General features: G+C 35.9%; 8 protein-coding genes. 2 read left to right on the top strand and 6 right to left on the bottom strand.

Annotated features, from left to right (window positions below; all coding sequences use genetic code 11):
- The first annotated feature begins 131 nt into the window (after positions 1-131).
- On the top strand, positions 132-2,426 hold the full coding sequence (locus NBT05_RS09070; RefSeq protein WP_265773166.1) for an FdhF/YdeP family oxidoreductase: 2,295 nt from the start codon (positions 132-134) through the stop codon (positions 2,424-2,426).
- Positions 2,427-2,592: 166 nt separating this feature from the next.
- Here NBT05_RS09070 and NBT05_RS09065 read toward each other — a convergent pair whose 3' ends face one another.
- The 4 genes from NBT05_RS09065 to NBT05_RS09050 all read right to left on the bottom strand — a co-directional run bounded on the left by NBT05_RS09065 (position 2,593) and on the right by NBT05_RS09050 (position 9,915).
- Positions 2,593-3,954, bottom strand: a complete 1,362-nt coding sequence (locus NBT05_RS09065; protein WP_265773165.1) for a DUF2231 domain-containing protein — start codon at positions 3,952-3,954, stop codon at positions 2,593-2,595.
- A gap of 72 nt (positions 3,955-4,026) precedes the next feature.
- Positions 4,027-5,142 (bottom strand): 6-bladed beta-propeller, encoded by a 1,116-nt coding sequence (locus NBT05_RS09060; protein ID WP_265773164.1) that lies wholly within the window; start codon positions 5,140-5,142, stop codon positions 4,027-4,029.
- A 20-nt stretch (positions 5,143-5,162) separates the two neighbouring features.
- Entirely contained in the window at positions 5,163-6,668 is a 1,506-nt protein-coding gene (locus NBT05_RS09055; RefSeq protein WP_265773163.1) for a DUF1501 domain-containing protein, read from the bottom strand.
- A 7-nt stretch (positions 6,669-6,675) separates the two neighbouring features.
- Complete coding sequence (locus NBT05_RS09050; RefSeq protein ID WP_265773162.1) at positions 6,676-9,915, bottom strand: DUF1553 domain-containing protein; 3,240 nt, start codon at positions 9,913-9,915, stop codon at positions 6,676-6,678.
- Positions 9,916-11,212: 1,297 nt separating this feature from the next.
- Here NBT05_RS09050 and NBT05_RS18390 point away from each other — a divergent pair.
- On the top strand, positions 11,213-14,674 hold the full coding sequence (locus NBT05_RS18390) for an Ig-like domain-containing protein (RefSeq protein WP_322874204.1): 3,462 nt from the start codon (positions 11,213-11,215) through the stop codon (positions 14,672-14,674).
- A 297-nt stretch (positions 14,675-14,971) separates the two neighbouring features.
- Here NBT05_RS18390 and NBT05_RS09030 read toward each other — a convergent pair whose 3' ends face one another.
- Positions 14,972-16,234: an Ig-like domain-containing protein gene (locus NBT05_RS09030; RefSeq protein ID WP_265773161.1), complete on the bottom strand. Its 1,263-nt coding sequence runs from the start codon at positions 16,232-16,234 to the stop codon at positions 14,972-14,974.
- Between the two features lie 551 nt (positions 16,235-16,785).
- Positions 16,786-19,434 (bottom strand): T9SS type A sorting domain-containing protein, encoded by a 2,649-nt coding sequence (locus tag NBT05_RS09025; protein ID WP_265773160.1) that lies wholly within the window; start codon positions 19,432-19,434, stop codon positions 16,786-16,788.
- Position 19,435 lies beyond the last annotated feature (1 nt).

Genomic DNA, 19,435 nt, shown 5'->3' with positions numbered 1-19,435 from the left:
TAAAAAAGTGAAAAAGTAACCTCCGAACATTTCAAAGTTTGGAATTACCTTATTTTACTATGCTTTATTAACTTTTATTTATTTCAACCGGACATTAATATTAATTCTATTAAAACTTTCTTTCAATCCCAATGAGTAATTCCAAAAGAAACATTTCTATAACCGGTTCCACCGCTTTTTCCGATTTAACATTAAAAGAACCTGCTACTTATGCTGCCGGACCTAAAGCCGTAAAAGTAGCTCTGGAGCATGCTTTTAAAGAAATGGGGGTTGTAAAATCTTTAACAGGACTGGCTAAGATGAATCAAAAAGAAGGTTTTGACTGTCCGGGGTGTGCCTGGCCGGATCCGGATAAACCTTCAAAAGTAGCGGAGTACTGTGAAAACGGAGCTAAAGCACTGGCAGAAGAAGCTACTAATAAAAAAGTGGATGCCGATTTTTTCGCCAAACATTCCGTAGAAGAAATTTCACAGTGGACGGATTATCAAATTGGAAAAAGCGGGCGTATTACCGAACCTATGGTGCTCCATCCTGGTAACATCCACTATGAACCTATAGCCTGGGACGATGCGTACAACTTAATCGCAGCACATTTACATCAATTGCAAAATCCTAATGAAGCAATATTTTACACTTCCGGAAGGTCTAGTAATGAAGCTGCTTTTTTATACGGACTTTTTATACGGGCTTTTGGCACCAATAATATGCCGGATTGTTCTAATATGTGTCACGAATCAAGTGGAGTTGCACTTAATGAAACTTTAGGAATCGGAAAAGGTTCTGTTGTCCTGGATGATTTTGAAAAAGCCGAAGCTATTATCGTTTTAGGTCAAAATCCAGGAACCAATCATCCCCGTATGTTGTCCGCGCTACAAAAGTGCAAGGAACATGGCGGGAAGATTATTAGTATCAATCCGCTAGCAGAAGCTGGTCTTATCCGGTTTAAGAATCCTCAGGAAATCAAAGGTGTGCTGGCTAACGGGGAAGCACTTACGGATATTCATTTACCGGTAAAAATAAATGAAGATATTGCGCTTTTAAAAGCAATTCTCATAAAGCTGGCTAAACTGGATGAACAAACTAACAGCGTTTTTGATCATAATTTTATCCAAACCTATACGCAAGGTTATGAATCCTTCTTAAATCATCTACAAAGTTTTGATGTAGATGAACTAATTAAGCAATCCGGAGTTTCTCCTCAATTAATTGACAAAACAGTGAATTTATTGGCAAATAAACATAAAATCATTGTTTGCTGGGCGATGGGACTTACCCAACATAAAAATGGGGTGGAGAATATTAAAGAATGTGTCAACTTATTATTATTAAAAGGAAGTCTGGGTAAACCAGGTGCAGGAACTTGTCCGGTACGAGGACATAGTAATGTACAGGGTGACCGATCCGTAGGTATTGTACACCATGTAACACCGGCTTTTAATGCAGCGGTAGAAAAGGTTTTTGGTTTTACCCCACCCACTGAAGAAGGGCTAGATACGGTTCATTCTATAAAGGCAATGCATGAAGGTAAAGCTAAAGTATTTATCGGATTGGGCGGTAACTTTGTATCTGCGGTGTCGGATACGCAATATACTGCAGATGCTTTGCAAAATTGTGACCTAACCGTACAGGTAAGTACCAAATTAAACCGTACGCATACTACTGCGGGTAAAACATCCTTAATCTTACCGACTTTAGGAAGGTCCGAATTTGATACTAAAGACGGAAAATCACGGTTTTTTACGGTAGAAAATAGTATGGGAAAGGTACATCGTTCCAAAGGAATGTTAAAACCTGCCTCAGAAAATTTGAAAAGCGAACCCGAAATCATTGGAGGTATTGCTCATGCGTATTTTAAAGGAAATCATCCTGTTGACTGGTTAGGTTTAAGTACGGACTATACTAAAATCCGGGAAAAGCTACAGCAGGTCATTTCTGATTTTAAGGGAGTTGAAGAAAAATCAAAAGGAGCTGGTTTTTATTTACCAAACAATGTCCGAGACCTGGATTTTAGTAAACTACCTAATGGTAAGGCACAGTTTAGTAATTGTTCCTTACCTGCGCACCAGCTACAGGAAGATGAATTTTTAATGATGACCATACGTTCGCATGACCAATTCAACACCACCATTTACGGGATGAATGACCGGTACCGTGGTATTTTTAATGAACGAAGGGTCATCTTCATGAATCAGAAGGATATAAAGAAGCACGGTTTTACTTCCTTAGAAATTGTGGATTTGATTAGTACGTACGATGATATCTTACGAAAGGCGGAGAACTTTAAAATCATCCCGTACGATATTCCTGAAGGGAATGTCGCTACCTACTTCCCAGAGACTAATATTCTAGTCCCATACAACCATTACGCAGATAAAAGCTATACTCCTATCAGTAAATCCGTAATTATAAAAGTTTTAAAAAAATAAATAAGGAAGCATTTTTAAATAGTAGCAATCTATAGTGCATTTGACTTATAATAATCCTAAAATATGTAAGTTCAATACTAATGCTTCAATCAAAGGAAGAAGTATGATTCAACAAATTAAGCAGAACTATCGAGTATTTCGATAAAGCTCAGGATAATTAGGATTTTTACAATACAACTTTTTTATCAAATACTTCTTCCTTTTGAACGGAAGTTCCCCATAAATAAATATTCTGTAAATTCTTAAACTTGGACAACTCTTCTATACTTTTATTGGTAATTAATTTGTTGCTATGAAGGTTTATACTTTCCAATTTTTCCAGGTTTGTTAAATAGGATATTCCCTCATCAGAAATATTATTTTTTTGTAATCCTAATTTTTGTAATCCGGTAAACGTACTTATTGTTTTTACCTGGCTATCGGTAATTCCCTGGGAGGGCAGAGATAACCAAACGATATTATCTTTAATTTTAGTCAACTCCTGTAATACTTCCTGTATTTTTTCTTCTTTTATATTTTCCTCCGCTTTACTATTGGGTAACATAGAAACGTCAAATCGATTGGTTTTAGCTACAATTTCGCGAATATTTACCCCTTTTTTCAGGAGGCTTTCCAAAATTTCCGGTGAAACCGAAGAAGCTACAGACACCGACTTACTTCCGTCTAGTTGTAATTGTTCTGCCATAATTTTTTTTATATCTTCCGGGGTATCTGCCAGGCTACCTACGGTTGATGTAAAACTAGCTTGTCCGTTATCTATCCAATATTCAATTACTCTTATTTCTTCATCGGTCAAAGGTGTTTTTCCTTCCGGTGGCATAAACTCTTTATCCTCCGGGTCTAAATGAACCCTTTTGATCAACTCTGATTGATCACTGTTTCCTGTTATTACAGGAACTCCACTTTTCCCTCCTTTTAAAATAGCTACTTCATCTTCCAGGGAAAGTCCACCCTTCTTTTTGGAAGAATTATGACAACTTGCACACTTCTTATCAAGAATTGGGTTCACCAGATGGGTAAAGATTTGTGCTTCTTCGATGCTACTGATTAAAGGAACTTCGTTTTTTTCTTCTTTCCCTATTGGAAGATAAGCGGTAAGGTAATCGGATCCATGGGTCAAATTACCTCCGTAATGTCCGGTAACACTCAATAGCACTACGATAAAGGTAAGCGTAGCAATATGTACTTTTACCGACTCTTTTATCATGTTTTTCAGTTTTCCGGTTTTTAAAATCCAGGCGAAAATAGAAAGCACTGTGGTTGCTATACCAAACCAAAAATGTTGGTCTAAAGCCTCGTTGTCATAATCACCACTTAGGGATAGCATATACCCCAAAACACAAGCTACAATGGCACTCACCGCACCTAGAAATAAGGCTAGAGGAATAGCTTCTTTTAGAACATTTTTATTTTGAAACTTTGCAAATATTTCAAGTATAAAAGCAAAAAATAAAAAACCTATAGGAAGGTGTACTACCAGGGGATGAAACCTTCCAAAAAATAAAACAATATCAGATACTTCGTTCATAGCTGTTTTTAAAGTGATTTGAAATCGTCACTATACATACATCGGTATGTTGTAAGGAAACTTAATTTGTTATTAACTATTAATTCTTTCTAATTTTAATGGGGGAGTTCCATTTGCATTCCATTGACAGATATATAAATTTTTATCCTCGTCAATACATACATCATGACCATGTAAGATGGGTTTATGTGCTAGCTGATAAGATTTTTGTAAGGTTCCATCGATATATTCCGGAGACGTACCACCCGGGTTAGACACCACTTTATCTCCTTCTAAAATAGTTACAAAACCCGTATGATCTTTCCAGGTAGTTCTTCCTACTTTTGGCTGTGACCAGCAAACACCGGCATACAGGTTTTGATCATCGAATACGGGTCGACATACCTGCATATTAGGTAAATGCAAAGTTTTTACATAGGTACCCTCCAGAGTAAACCATTTAAAGGATCGCTCGTTTCTTGAAGTACATACCACCATTGGATTTTTAGCATCACGATAATCGATTGCTACTCCGTGTGCATTACTTAAGTTGTAATTAGAATCTTTATTTTCTTTTCCTCCCCAATGCCGTATATATTGTCCATTCGCATCATATTGAATAATATAATCCATTCCGTATCCGTCTGCCACATAGATATCTCCGTTAGGCCCGATTGCAGTTTCCGTAGGGCAGAAATGATCTTCGGGTTTATAAATTCCTATAGTTTGCGGGTGCCCAATATCAAAGATCACTTTACCATCCGTAGTGGTTTTAGTAACCCTCCCGTTATGTTGAATCCAATTGCCGTTTTTATCTAGAAACCAACCGGAATCGGTAAGAAATAAAACATCTTCTTCTCCTTCAGTAAACAGCGTCAACCCATGTCCGCCCGGATAGGCTGTACCCCAATAATCCAATAATTTACCGGATTTATCAAAAATTAATATATTATTATCCGTATGATCCCCCATCATGATTAACCTGCCCTTACTATCCATTTGCATTTCATGACAGTTAAGGATAGGAGTTCTTACGGTACTCATGGTGGCCCAATCCCTAATAATCCTGTACTGATATTCCCCGTGGCCTACAATTTCTTCTTTTTTTACCGGAGGCTTCTTTATGATATGAAAACCAAAGGTGGTGGAAGAAGCAAGCCCTGCTCCTACCAGGGATGTATTTTTAATGAATTTTCTTCTTGAAGCCATTATTTATTTTTCCTCAAAGATTAGCTTAAAATATCTTTCACTACATGTCCGTGGACGTCTGTTAACCGGAATCTCCTTCCCTGATGCTTATATGTTAAACGCTCGTGGTCAATACCAAAAAGGTGTAATAAGGTAGCTTGAAAATCATGGGTATGTACCGGGTCTTTTACTACGTTATAACTAAAATCATCGGTTTCTCCATAAGTCATTCCGGGTTTTACTCCTGCTCCAGCCATAAACATTGTAAAGGCCTTTGGGTGATGGTCCCTACCATAATTTGTGGTCGTTAATTTACCTTGAGAATATACTGTTCTCCCAAATTCACCACCCCAAATTAACAAAGTGTCTTCAAACATACCCCGTTGTTTTAGGTCTTTTATTAAAGCAGCGTTTGCCTGATCGGTTTTTCGAGCATTTCCTAATACTCCGCCGGGGCATCCGATGTGTTGATCCCAACCCTGATGGTATAATTGCACAAATTTAACTCCTTTTTCCAGTAGCTTTCTCCCCAATAAACAATTGGCAGCATAGGTACCCGGATCACGACTGTCTTTACCATACATATCAAAGATATATTCCGGTTCATCGCTCATATCGGTTACTTCAGGAATAGAAGTTTGCATACGGAATGCCATTTCGTATTGCGACATACGTGCGTTGATTTCAGGATCGCCATAAAAACTATGTTGTACGTCATTCAATTTACTTAGATAGTCTAACATATGACGACGATCGTGACCATCATAATTTTCAGGATCTGTTAGGTAAAGTACCGGATCTTTTCCGCTTCTGAACTGTACACCCTGATGTTCAGTAGGTAAAAAACCATTACCCCAAAGACGCGCATACAGAGGTTGTCCTTTACCATTTTTAGAAACCAAGGTAATAAACGTAGGTAGATTTTCATTATCTGAACCCAACCCATAACTTATCCATGAACCCATAGAAGGTCTCCCTGGTTGCTGGCTACCGGTTTGGAAAAAGGTAATAGCAGGATCGTGATTGATGGCATCAGTTTGCATAGACTTTATAAAACAGATATCATCTACTACTTCTGATAAATATGGCATAGCATCACTTACCCAAGCTCTTGACTCTCCATACTGCTTAAAGTCAATAATAGAAGGTGCAATGGGCAGGGAACTTTGATCCGCGCTCATTCCGGTAAGTCGTTGCCCTTTTCTAACGGATTCCGGTAATTCTTTTCCGAATAAATCCTTTAACTTAGGTTTGTAATCAAACAGTTCAATTTGTGAAGGTCCGCCGCTTTGAAATAAATAAATAGCTCGTTTTGCTTTAGGCACATGATGTGGTAGTCCCAAATCGTTTCGGCTAAACATTTCGAGGTCCGGTTTTACATTGCTTTTTACCGAACTCCAGGCTTTATCTGCTTTTAGCAACGAACCCAAAGCCAGCGCACCAAAACCTAAAGAGGTTTTAGTTAAAAATGACCTTCTGTCAAACATCTTTTCTACCTGTTGAAGGTCTTTATTATTAGATCGTAAGGTATCGTGGTGATCACACATAGTACAATTATCTTTTAGTTATAGTCGCATCGGAATTCATTATGGTACTTGCTACTACCGCATTTGCAGCAATCATCGGAAGATTATCGTTTTCATCAAACCTAAAATCTCCGGATGCCAACCATCCTTCTGCTTTGTTGAGATTATTTTTAAACTTTGCTAACTCTGCTTTCTGTAGTTCTGTTAACAAATCCAGTTCTGTATTACTTATTCGCTTACCAGTTAAGCGGATATAAATATCACGAATTCCTTCTTCTATGGAAGAAAATGCAGTCATATTTTTACCTATTACCTTTGAAGCTTCTATATAAGTAGGGTCATTTAGTAATACAAGTGCTTGCAATGGTGTATTGGTTTCCTGTCTACGAGTCATACAAATGTCTCTTGTGGAGGCATCAAACGTGGCTATTGTAGGATTAGGAGCCGTTCTTTTCCATATGGTATATAAACTTCTTCGGTATAGCTTTTCTCCGGTATCTCTTTCATAAGCCGCATGTGTCATTTGCCAAAGTCCGTCCGGTTGATAAGGTTTTACACTTTGCCCTCCTATTTTAGGATTCAGCAATCCGCTTGCCAATAAAGCATTATCCCGAAGCATCTCACCGGATAATCGTTTAGAAGGTCCGCGAGCTAATAATGTATTGTCAGGATCCAGTTCTCTTAATTCATCAGATACATTGGAGTCCTGTTGATAGGTTTCAGACATGACTATACGCTTATTTAAGGCTTTTAAATCCCATCCGGAAGCTATAAATTCCGTTGCCAGCCAATCCAACAATTCGGGATGTGTAGGTAAGCTTCCTTGATTTCCAAAATCTTCGGAAGTTTCTACAATTCCTTTACCGAAAAAATTCTGCCAGTATCGATTTACCGCTACTCTTGCCGTCAAAGGATTTTTTGGGTCAGTTAACCAGGTGGCCAATCCTAACCTGTTTTTGGGCAAGTCCGCAGACATGGCAGGTAAACTCCCGGGAGTATCCGGAAAAACTTCATCTCCATGTGCATCATATTGACCGCGTTCTAAAACATAGGTCTTTCGAATTCCGGTAGAATCTTTCATAACCATAATCTCCTGGATATTATCTACACTATCTGCCTGCATGGTTCTGACTTCTTGCAAGGAAGAAAGTGCATTTTTAACCGGAACAGATTTTGACGATAAGTAATATGACCGTAACTTATTTTTTTCTTTATCCGTAAGCGTTGCATATCCTTTTGAGATAATAGGCTCTAATAATTTGGGATCTGTTAATTTTAAAATTTCTAAAGGAGTAAGCTCTTTATTAAAAACCTTTAGGTCATCAACGATAGCACCAGCAATTCCTTTACCTCTCCATCGTGCACCTACCTGTAATCCCGGTTCTATAGGTTTAGGATAAATATAGTCATCCAAATCATGAAAGATAATATCCTTGTATAGGTTATCAATTTCTACTTTTGTTTGCATAGGGTCTCCGTTCATGTAGAGTTTTAAACCGTTTGCCTTGCTGGAACCATCATAAGTAAGTGTTAACTGAATCCACTGTTCCCGTGGTACTTCTTTAATTGTTTTTTCTACGATGGCATTATCCGGCCAGACATGGGCCAACAATAATTCAAAAGTATTGTCTTTTGTGATTGAAAGGTGGTAGCCTCTATAACTATGTAACCTGGTACCGTATGCTTTATGGAAGATAACGCCTTCTTTTAAATCCTTTGGAATAAATACCCGTATACCTATACTAAAGGCTTCGCTTCTCTGAAAGATTCCTACTTTATCCAAATCCAGCCAGGCATCACCGTCAAACTCTAAGCCCTTGCCCTGATAACCTTTCTTTAAAACGATTTTCTGGTTTTTAGCAAACTGAGTTTTCATTACTCCTTTTTCTTTTGCATTTAAAGTGTTTCGTAAGCTACTATTCTCAAAGTTGTAATGGGCTACTAAGTGTTTAGAGTCCGTAAAAGCATCCTTTTTATATTTCTCATCCTGTATCCATTGTGCCACCTTATCTTTTTCTACAGCAACAGTTTCTATCACCTTATTTTCAGTAGTGGCCACCAAATCCTCAATATATGCCATCATTTTTTCTTCTTCCTCCGTAGGTAGCAACATTGTGGGAACCGGCATAGACCAATCCCAGGGAATCTGACCGGATTCATTTACCTGATTGAAAAAGCCGTAAAGTTCAAAATAATTTTTTTGTGAGATAGGATCGTATTTATGATCGTGACATTTAGCGCAGGCTACGGTTAATCCCATGATTCCCTGCCCTACTACATTGGTTCGATCCGAAACATATTCTACTCTAAATTCTTCATCAATAATTCCACCTTCAAGATTTTGGGGATGTAATCGATTAAAACCTGTGGCCAATATCTGCTCCTTAGTAGGATTTTCTAGTAAATCCCCAGCCAGCTGCCATGTGATAAACTTATTGTAAGGCATATTCTCATTAAAAGACTTAATTACCCAATCCCTCCAGGGACTCATATCCCGGTAACGGTCTACAAAGTAACCATGAGTATCTGCATAACGAGCTACGTCCAGCCAGTCTACCGCCATTTTTTCTCCATAATGTTTAGAGGATAATAAACGATCTACCTGTTTTTCGTACGCGTTCTGTGCATCATCATTTAAAAAATTTAGCACTTCGTCTTTAGTGGGAGGTAATCCAGTTAAGTCTAGTGATACCCTCCTTAATAATAATTCTTTACTTGCTTTTTTAGCTAATTGTAAATTATGTTGTTCTAATTTTTTACCTACAAAATTATCAATTGGATTTTCTTTGATTTGATCTTTTTTAAGCTTAGGTATTTCAGGTTTTTTAGGAGCAATAAAAGCCCAGTGGTCTTTATATTCTGCTCCCTCCTCTATCCACTTTATAAGAGTTGCTTTTTCTTCCGGAGATAAGGTTAGATAAGACTCCGGAGTTGGCATGATTAATTTAGGATCCTCTGATAAAATTCTATGAAAAACTTCCGAATTCTTTAAACTGCCCGGATCGATAGCGAACTTACCAGGAGATTCCGGTAACTCTGCAAAAGCCGATTCAGGAGCGTGCAATTGTAAACCCGCAGATATTTTTGCTTTATCCGGACCATGACATATAAAGCATTTATCAGATAGAATAGGCTTTACATGTATATTATAATCTACCTTTTCCGGGAGCGACTGATAGGCTTCAGCAACATCCGTAGGTAGCGATTGCTTACAACCGACTACCAGACTTAAAATAAGTGATATTATTAAAAATGAACTTTTTCTCATTTTTTATTAATTAATTGATAACTTTATTAGGTCAAAACTATAATATTACTATTGTATAGTGCCATTTACTAACTCATCAATAACTGAACAATCACTCGTATTACACTGAACATTGATTCCAAATATTATAAAATTGTTTCTAGTTTTTAAAATTATGGTGTTCTACTATCCTATAAGTATAAATACGTTCTTTAAAGAGGCTTTCAACTATAAGTAAAGATGTGTTCTTTATATAACTATCTATGCTAAAACTCCTTTTAACTGAATATCAGTAATTTACCAAAAATTTAAAGAATTATAGCAGAATAGTTAGGTTTTTAAATCTATTGTAATCCTCTATATTAAATTCTTATCATAAATCAATTATTTAAATTGAAAGTTCATTTACCTATTGTCAAAATCGATAAATAGCTCTTTATTTTATTCTTTTGTCAAGTCTGATTTACTTAATTGTTACACTGAACTTTCTGCCTCAAACAGTGACTATCATTAATTATAATTTCTTTATTATTAATAAAGTAAGTAAGTCGAGGTGAGTTCGGACAACCTACTTTCGGATCTTAAAATATAGCCTCAGGTTTAACTTCAGAAAAAAAAGAGTCTTGGGGGTTAGTCATTATAAATCTAAGTATGTTATAATAAATAACTAAACTCTTTGTAGAAAATTATTTGAGCCATTCATTTTTCTAATATATACACTTCTTAAGATCTTATGAAATTTCTGCAAAAATTACTTAAACAATATAGCACTCTTAATCAACAAAACCGGTAATTGTAAATTCATAAACCTTACCATATTGAGAATAACCCAACCATATCAATTAACAATTAATTTAGTTTTGTTTACTTATTATTTATTTCGTTTATTTTTCTTTAGAAATGATTTTTTAAAACTATTTATATTTTAAAAAATCATTATATTGCGGTTAAATTTTTAAACTAATTGATAATTTATAGTTAATATATTACCAATTATATATTAAGCAGCAAAAGTAGCTTATTAAGATTTAAAATTTTTAGGCTAGGGATTGCTTCGATTAAACTGCTTTTATATAAATCAGATAAATGAACTACGGATTTATTACACCATGATAGCGTGGTTCTTAATACATTTTAAACAAAGGATTACCTCCTTTAGATATAATAAAACTTACTTATAATTCAACTATTCCTTCACACACTAAAAAATCACAAATCATTGATATTTAAAATATTATAAATTAAAATTCTATTCACATTAGTATGTAAGAAAGTAAGAATAAAAAAATTAAAAGATCAAAATTAATTCAATCAGGTTATGAAAAGAAAATTATTTCAAACCAAAGCGTTAGTACTATTTATGTTTTTTTTAAGCATATCGTTTAACAGTTTTGGACAAATTATTACTTCACCTACGGTAGTTTCTCCTGGAACCCCCGTTTCTATAAATTATACGGTAAGCGGAAGTTTATTAAAACGCGTAAATATGGACGTTAGCATAGCATCTGATTATGCTAATTTAACTATGGAAGTGGGAGGGGAACGGTTAATTGATAATATTGATATTCCTTCTACTGGAGTTCAGTCTTTAAATTTTATGGTAAATTTTCCTGCTACGGGAGATGTTTCATTAGATTTTTTCTCTAGCAATCAGGACGTTACTATCTCTTCTCTTAGTATGGAAGACGTTAGTGGTTTAAACATCCCTGCTTATACTAATGTAAGTAGTACTATTGGTTTAAGTATAGAAGAAGGAGACAAGTACGGAGGGCCTTCAATTGCAGATATTAATAACGATGGACATTACGATATGATTCTAAATAATCATAATGATGTGGATTCACCAAGTAAATTATTCTTTGGGAGTGCTAGTGGTAATGTAACTGATGAAACACGTCTTTCTTTATTCAGGTTAATGGATTTGCATGGTTCAGCTGCAGGCGATTTTGATAATGACGGAGATCTTGATATTGTTATTGCCTTGGGAGGAGGAAACGGAACTACTCCAAAACCACCATTATTTTATAAAAATAACAATGGAACTTTGGTAAGAAGTGATGCGGATGTAGGAATCATATCCGGAGCCAGAGGTCGTTCACCGAGATGGGTTGATTTTGACCTGGACGGAGATTTAGATCTAGCTTTATTTAATGCTCCCGGTATAAACGGAGGAAACAATGCGCAACACATTTTTTATGCTAATAAAGGGGATGGAACATTTACCCAAGTTGGTATTACGGGATTAGAAAATGCTTCCGGTTCAAGAGTAGTTATAACGGATTTAAATAAAGATAGCATTGATGATATCGTTTTTATAGACCGTCTATCTATATGGAAAGGTAATGGAAACTTTACCTTTGAAAATGTTACGGATACCTGGTTAGCCGGAACGGGTGCTGCAGGTAAGTTTGATAATTTAAGTGCCCTGGATGTAGATATCGATAATGATGGAGATTTAGATTTATATATTACCGGAGGTAAGGAGGTTTTTTTAATTTCTGATGATACTTCTTTGGATTATGACCCTATTAGAAAGGTAATCGACGGAAGAACTACCGGAGGTACCGGAACGCTAACTATCGATTTTGAAGCTGAAAACGATGTGCTGGATTTATCAAACTTAAGTTTTGCCCGTAGAAATCAATTTACAGGTAACTTCCCGGTATTTTTAGGAAGCGCTATGGATGTAGCTATTGATAATTTAAATATAGGAAACGATCCGATTACTATTCCGGATATACAAGCCACCGAAGCAAACGCAGATGGTTTTCCTGCAACCACCACTGCAGACGGACTGTATATTGGACATTTAGGGGGAGGAAAGTGGCGATTAAAATCGGTACGAAGCGGAGATATTTCTTTTAGCATTGGTTTTACAATTGACGGAGTAAGTAGTTTTACTTCCGCAACCCCACCCGCTCAAAATAGAAATGTACAGGATCTACTTTTAAGAAATGATTTAAACCCTAGTACTGGGGAGGTTAGTTTTGTAGATGTTTCTGAGCAATGGAATATCCCAAAAGGAGGAAATCACTGGGGAGTAACTGCAGGAGACCTTAATAATGATGGTTTCCAGGATATTTTTGTACATCGATACGGATATTTGAGAAACCGGATTTCGGATTATATCCTAATGAATAACGGTCAGGGCAAATTTGAGATTACCACTAATCATGCTGCTACGGTAGTTGGAACTATGTCGCACGGAGATATGGGACAGGCTTTTGATTATGACCTGGACGGTGATGTAGACCTGTTAAATGGGGATGATATGAAAGGAACCTGGTATCTATTTGAAAATCAAAAAAACGATACTGGTAATTATGCTATTGTAAAAGTAGGATATTCTCCTGCTAATAATGTCGATCCTATCTCTGCGGAAGTTACATTAACTACTAACGGAGGTAAATCTTTGTTTAAAAGAGTAGGATCATCAGGAGCCTCTTATTCTCAGAGTTTGTTAAATATGATTCATTTTGGCATAGGAACTGATGATAGGATTACTAACATTACGGTTAGATGGAGAAACGGTGAAGTGGCAGAATTTACGGATGAAGCCGTCAATCAAATTTTTGACACGAATTTATTAGATCCTACAAGTATTACTATTACCCCTGATCCGGTTGAGGTTCGTGTAGGAACTGATACCCAGTTAAACTTAGAGGTTGAACCGGTCTTTGCTAACCGTGAAGTAACCTGGAGTTCTGCTGATCCGTCTGTTGCAACAGTAGATCAAAACGGGTTAGTCACCGGGGTATTAGAAGGTGGTAGTACAACTATTACTGCTACTAGCGTAGGAGATACCTCCGTAACAGCTTCCGTAGCAGTAAGTGTAGTTGCTTTTTTTCCTATACCGGTAGAATCTGTAACCTTAGACGTTGAAACGGTTGATCTTATAGCAGGAAACATCGCTACCTTAAAGGCTACGGTATTACCTGCTGATGCAGATGATAAGTCCTTAACTTGGTCCAGTAGTGATGAAACAATTTGTACTGTTGATCAAAATGGTGTAGTTACTGCGGTAGCTGCTGGAGTAGCTACTATAACCGTTGCTTCTACTACAGATCAGGACATCAATGATCAAGCTACTGTAACCGTTACCGATCTAGTGGCTCCAAGCATCACTTTTGATAACAGAGATACATATATCAATACGGCATATGAAATTGGTGGAACGATAGAAGTCACCGTTGATTATCACGCCGGTACTGGCAATACGGTAATTGCAGGTAATAACGGAGGAATACGTTATTTTTTACGTCATCTTACATCAACGTTTAGTTTAATTCGTGATTTTGATATTGTCATTGATAATTCCGTTTTAAATACAGAGTCAGGTACTTCAACGGCTACTTTAAATATTAACCTGGATGACCTCCCACCTGGTAGTGATCCTATACTCCCATCTGCTGATTTACAAAATGGAGAATTTTACTTCTTGTTTGCAAGCTTTAGTTCGAGTAATGGAGATTCCTTTAACGTTTCTGCTTTGCCTATTACTATAGTTGCAAACGCTTTATCTACAAATGAAATAGTTCCGAACAAAACCCAGATTACCATGTATCCTAATCCGGTCAAAGATATTGTTTCGTTTTCAGGACTTCAGAATCAGAATTATACAGTTACATTTAATAATATATTAGGTCAAAGATTGTATTCTCAACAAATAAAATCCAATAGTAAGATATCTATTGACTTTTTAGATAAAGGAATCTATATTGTAATGCTTGAAGGAGCATCATCAGAAGTATTAAAATCATTTAGTTTGATAAAAGAATAAAGTTTAATACGACAAAAAATGTTGTTTTTATAAAACTGTTTTATAGTAGATTGGCATTTACTACAACTTCCTCGCAGGAAGTCAATCATTGTTAATAAGTTTAAAAAGGTAAGGCTAAAAAAGGATTATTGATCATCCTTTTTTAGCCTTACTAATTTTAGAATCCGTAAATTCATAGGATACCTTTCATACTTTCTTTATGCATGCGAGGGTTTATACTTAGCCTATATAGCTAAATCAACATAAAATAACATGAATATTCATTTAGCTATAGTTATAAAATATATAACGAAAACATTAGATATCCTCTAATTTCCAGGTTCTTACCCAGTCAATTTTCATTGTATTTATAGTGTTGTCATTTAAATCTGCTTTGGCTGGAAGTCCTCCTAACCAATCTTCATCTTTTGTCCATAAATCAAAAATTATCTCCAGGTCTCTGGTAAATAACCGATTCGGGTAATCATCTCCTGATTCGTGATTACCTACCACTACGTTTCCGGCAGGTTCACCATCCAGATAGAATTGAATATTCTTACTATCCTTCCACCATACTCCTACCGTATGATATTCCATATTCCACGGTACTCCTTTAAGAGGGTTGGCTTCTGATAAATCAGTATTGTTATAGTTACTACTATTTCTTATAACTACAGGAGTTAATTTTGAATCTGCATGAAAATACTGAGAATTCATAATTGTTGGAAATTTATCTCGACACCCACAGGAAGGTTTGGAATTATTCTCTATAATATCAATTTCATCCCTATTGGAAGCATCTCCATTATTCAACCAAAAAGTATTGAAAGCAGATATATGAGCCGTTTTAATTCTGGCTTCGGTATACATAGGATAATTTATTTTTGCCTTTGAATGTATTCTAGCCGACTGAAACCACCTTTGCTCCGGGTTATTTTCATTTAAAGTAGCTTTAATCCATAAATTCCCATCAGATACTCCTGAGTTGTCCATAGATGCCGACATATAAACAGGAACTCCGTAATTCCAGGTAGATTTAAACCATTTATTCAAATCCCAGGTATTAAATTCATCAGACATTGCTTCCACTTTTGTCCATTTCTTATCTAAAGGGGTAGTATTATCTATGGATACGAAAGAAGGCAGATCAGGGTCTATATTATTAAAATCCTCTTTAGTAGGTATATAAGGATTTACTATAATATCTACTTTTGCCACTGCTTCATTACCTTTGCTATCATTTATGGTATATAAGAAACTATCCTCCCCATCATAATTGTAATTCGGTATATACTCAAATACACCGTCACTGATTTCAGTAATATTTCCATGCAACGGATTGGTAGCCTTCGCATAATTATCATCTCCCCCACCATTCATTCCTAAGTCATCATTCTCAGATACATTTACCCTATTTGCTTCTCCGGAGGTACTATCCTCTTCTACAATTAACACATCCCCCTTTGCCACGGGTTGATTATCAGTTTGGTTATCTTTCGATTCCGGATCGTCACTTCCGCATCCGGTGACACTAAGACTCATAGAAAGAATTATCGAGTATATTAAGTTTTTAGTAAACATATAGAATACATTTTAAGGGATAGTTTCTAATAATTAGTGATTGGTATAAAATTAAGATACAGCTAACTGACTATTTACCTGTAAAGGAGGTATTTAAAGAAAGATTAGATATATTGCTAGTTGAAACTAGATTTTTAATGTAAGGATTAAAATTTTTCCTATTTAAGTTCATATTATTTGATATTAGTATAGTTGCATGCTTTCAAATATATAAAAGAAAATGAATTTTTGTTTAGAGAGAAGGTAAATATAGTAGCGCTCTTTACCAGAATCATTAGTTTTTAATACTTTATATAGTTTTCTTTAACTATTTAAAGTAGTCTTTTACTAATTTAACAAAAAAGGAATTGCAGAAAAGCACTTTCTAAACCTGGTACTTTGTTTTCATCTGCACTACAAAGTATGTAAACTAAGGTGAAAGAATTTATTAGGAAATTACGTTCGGAAAAATCAATAATAAAAAAACCACCTTCTCAATCGTAAACAAGAAAGTGGTTTTAAATTTTTATATACATCCTCTAAAACATAGAGTGTACAGAATACTAAAAAAGTTAATACTTTACGAACTTAATAGACTGCTTGGTATTATCAAAATTAATAAAATAAAGTCCTGATGCCAGATTTGAAGTATCTATGTTCTGATCCTTACCATTTAGCAATAATGCACCCGTGGCAGAAAATAATTGCCAAGTATCAAAATCACCCTTAAGATACACATTATCCAAAGCAGGGTTCGGATACAGTTGTATAGTAGTATTGATATCAGTGACTTCTTCTACTGATAATACGTTATCAGTAATTATAATGGTGTCGTTAGCATTAGCAAAATTACTATCTCCGTCTACCGACATAAAAATTAACAATAGAAGTCTATGTCCCGAAGGTAGATCATTGAAGGAAGGAATATCCGTATCATCACTAAATTTATCCGGAACAGTGTACTGATAGGTAAAAGTACCTGTATTATCTGCAGTACCGGGAATGGAAGATGTAAAAGCACTATTATTAACCGTATTGCCTGAGCCATCTACCTGTCTTACCTGAGTTGCTATATAAGTTAAATCTTCTTCCGTTCCTCCGGTAATACCCGTTTTATAAGTTACGTTGATATCCATTACCTGTCCAAATTCAACAAGAGGATCCGAAGAACCATTCCTATTAAAAGACGTTCGGTTGTTGAATGTAATAGACCTATCCCTTTGTACATTATTACTAGTCCTTACAATATTTTTAGAAAATTCAAAAATTTGTAATGCGCAACTACTTACAAAACCTCCATTATCCGGAAATGTCACATTAATGATATTATTTCCATTATTTAATACGTTATTAGAAACCGGAATTTCTAACATTCCGAAAAATCTATTCCTATCTTTCTGATCATCCCCTCTGTAATCTGATGATACGATAACTGCGTTACCATTTACAGAAACTACGGGTATTCTAACCCTGTTCTTTTCCCTTCCGATTCCCAGACGTAAAATACCTTCTCCAAAACTTCCTTTAGAAATATTTGAAATGGTAAAGCTAATAGCTGTATTAGCAACAATAGGTTGCTTATAGGTCATTGCATAGGTTTTGACCTCAGTAGACGATTCATTAACAACGACCGGGGTATTGAATGTATACTCTACAATCATACAGCTTTCTTTATTTACCGTAACGTCGTCCGGAATTTCTGATAATATAACGGTATCTAATTTGGGAGTATTATCCAAACCCAGATACAAATGCTTTATTTTTACTTCGCTCACTACATTTCCATTTAATCCAAATTCATTCAGATTAACATTAAGATTGGTTTCATCAATATTATTTAAAATAAGATAAGCTTTGTTATTATTTACGTAGGCATCTACCATAAGGTCCGGATCTGTACTTCGGGTATCCACTCTAACTCCCTTAACATCTGACCATAGTTCATAAAATTTAATATATTCTGTCCATATCCAATCTCCGCTATAGTCATTAGGTTCATTTGCTCTTCGCATCATACGCCAGTAATAAGGAAATCCATTATTACTAAAATTACCAAAGCCCCATTCTGCTTTCATCACGGTAAAAGGAATGGTTTTTTCTATAACATTAGCTCGTTCCATAAATTGCATAAGCATAGAAGATTGCGCTTTAAGAAAAAGCCAATCTCTAAATGCAGACCAAGGCTGGTTAAACCAATCGTGTAGTTGTGATGCATATTCAGATATAACCCATGGTTTGACATCACCATATACTATCGTATTATAATGTTCAATCATATCCATCGTGGCTTCCATATTACCTCCTTTACGATACTGTTCCAATCCGCCTCTAATTCCGGGAAAATCATATAAATGAATAGAGTAAAAGTCCATTTTTGGTCCTGCTTCATCAATAAAACGTTTCCATCGCTCTTCCCATTGTCCGAATATAGCATTTTCCTGGCGTCCGTTTTTTTCAAATTCCGGAAAAGCAGTAGTAAAACCACCCACTTTGGTATCCGGAGAAAATCTCTTAATCTCATCTGCTACGGAATTATGCATTTTAAAGATATTCTCGATAGTACCTCCCCCATGTAAATTAACATCTACCAATGGCCAAACCGGTTCATTCATCACTTCTACCCAGAGCGGTTTAACATCACCTGTTGCCCCACCCGTACCGTGGTAATCTCTAAGAAATCTTCCCATATACTCTCCTGTAGCTGTACCAAAAGGTTCAGAAGGTGTATCCGTCTGAGAAAAAACCCAACCTCTACTAGTGGCATTATTTCCATTAGGATAAAAAGGAACATCTTGAGCAGCAGTCATTAGATTACCTTTTTCATAAGCATGCCGACTTGTATTACGGGCATAATTATTTCGGGATTGATTCCCTCTTCGTGTCATATCACTAGGACTTGCAAACCCAGGTCGTGCGGGATCTTCTATTACCTGATTTACCTGAAAACGCATCCGACCGGTTTCTCTTCCGAAATACACATCCAGATCATTAATCAGATAATCCAGTTTGTCTAACTCTCCGTTAAAATCATTGTCACTTGGATCGGAATGGCAGGTAATAAATTTTTCTCTATCAAAGGAGGTAATTACGTCTAAAGTATGATTTACATCGAAATTAATATCAACATTCACCTGTGCCTGTAGTTCACTAAAACTAAAGACTAGCATTGTAATAGCAATTGACCTTATGGTATTTTTTAATTTCATTTGTTTCTTTTTCATA

The sequence above is a fragment of the Aquimarina sp. ERC-38 genome (genome assembly GCF_026222555.1).
GTDB lineage: Bacteria > Bacteroidota > Bacteroidia > Flavobacteriales > Flavobacteriaceae > Aquimarina.
This window is presented reverse-complemented; position numbering and strand designations above follow the sequence as displayed.

Bases quoted from the DNA above. Each gene is read 5' to 3' on its own strand.
- NBT05_RS09070 (WP_265773166.1), top strand. From the start codon at position 132: ATGAGTAATTCCAAAAGAAACATTTCTATAACCGGTTCCACCGCTTTT.
- NBT05_RS09065 (WP_265773165.1), bottom strand. From the start codon at position 3,954: ATGAACGAAGTATCTGATATTGTTTTATTTTTTGGAAGGTTTCATCCC.
- NBT05_RS09060 (WP_265773164.1), bottom strand. From the start codon at position 5,142: ATGGCTTCAAGAAGAAAATTCATTAAAAATACATCCCTGGTAGGAGCA.
- NBT05_RS09055 (WP_265773163.1), bottom strand. From the start codon at position 6,668: ATGTGTGATCACCACGATACCTTACGATCTAATAATAAAGACCTTCAA.
- NBT05_RS09050 (WP_265773162.1), bottom strand. From the start codon at position 9,915: ATGAGAAAAAGTTCATTTTTAATAATATCACTTATTTTAAGTCTGGTA.
- NBT05_RS18390 (WP_322874204.1), top strand. From the start codon at position 11,213: ATGAAAAGAAAATTATTTCAAACCAAAGCGTTAGTACTATTTATGTTT.
- NBT05_RS09030 (WP_265773161.1), bottom strand. From the start codon at position 16,234: ATGTTTACTAAAAACTTAATATACTCGATAATTCTTTCTATGAGTCTT.
- NBT05_RS09025 (WP_265773160.1), bottom strand. From the start codon at position 19,434: ATGAAAAAGAAACAAATGAAATTAAAAAATACCATAAGGTCAATTGCT.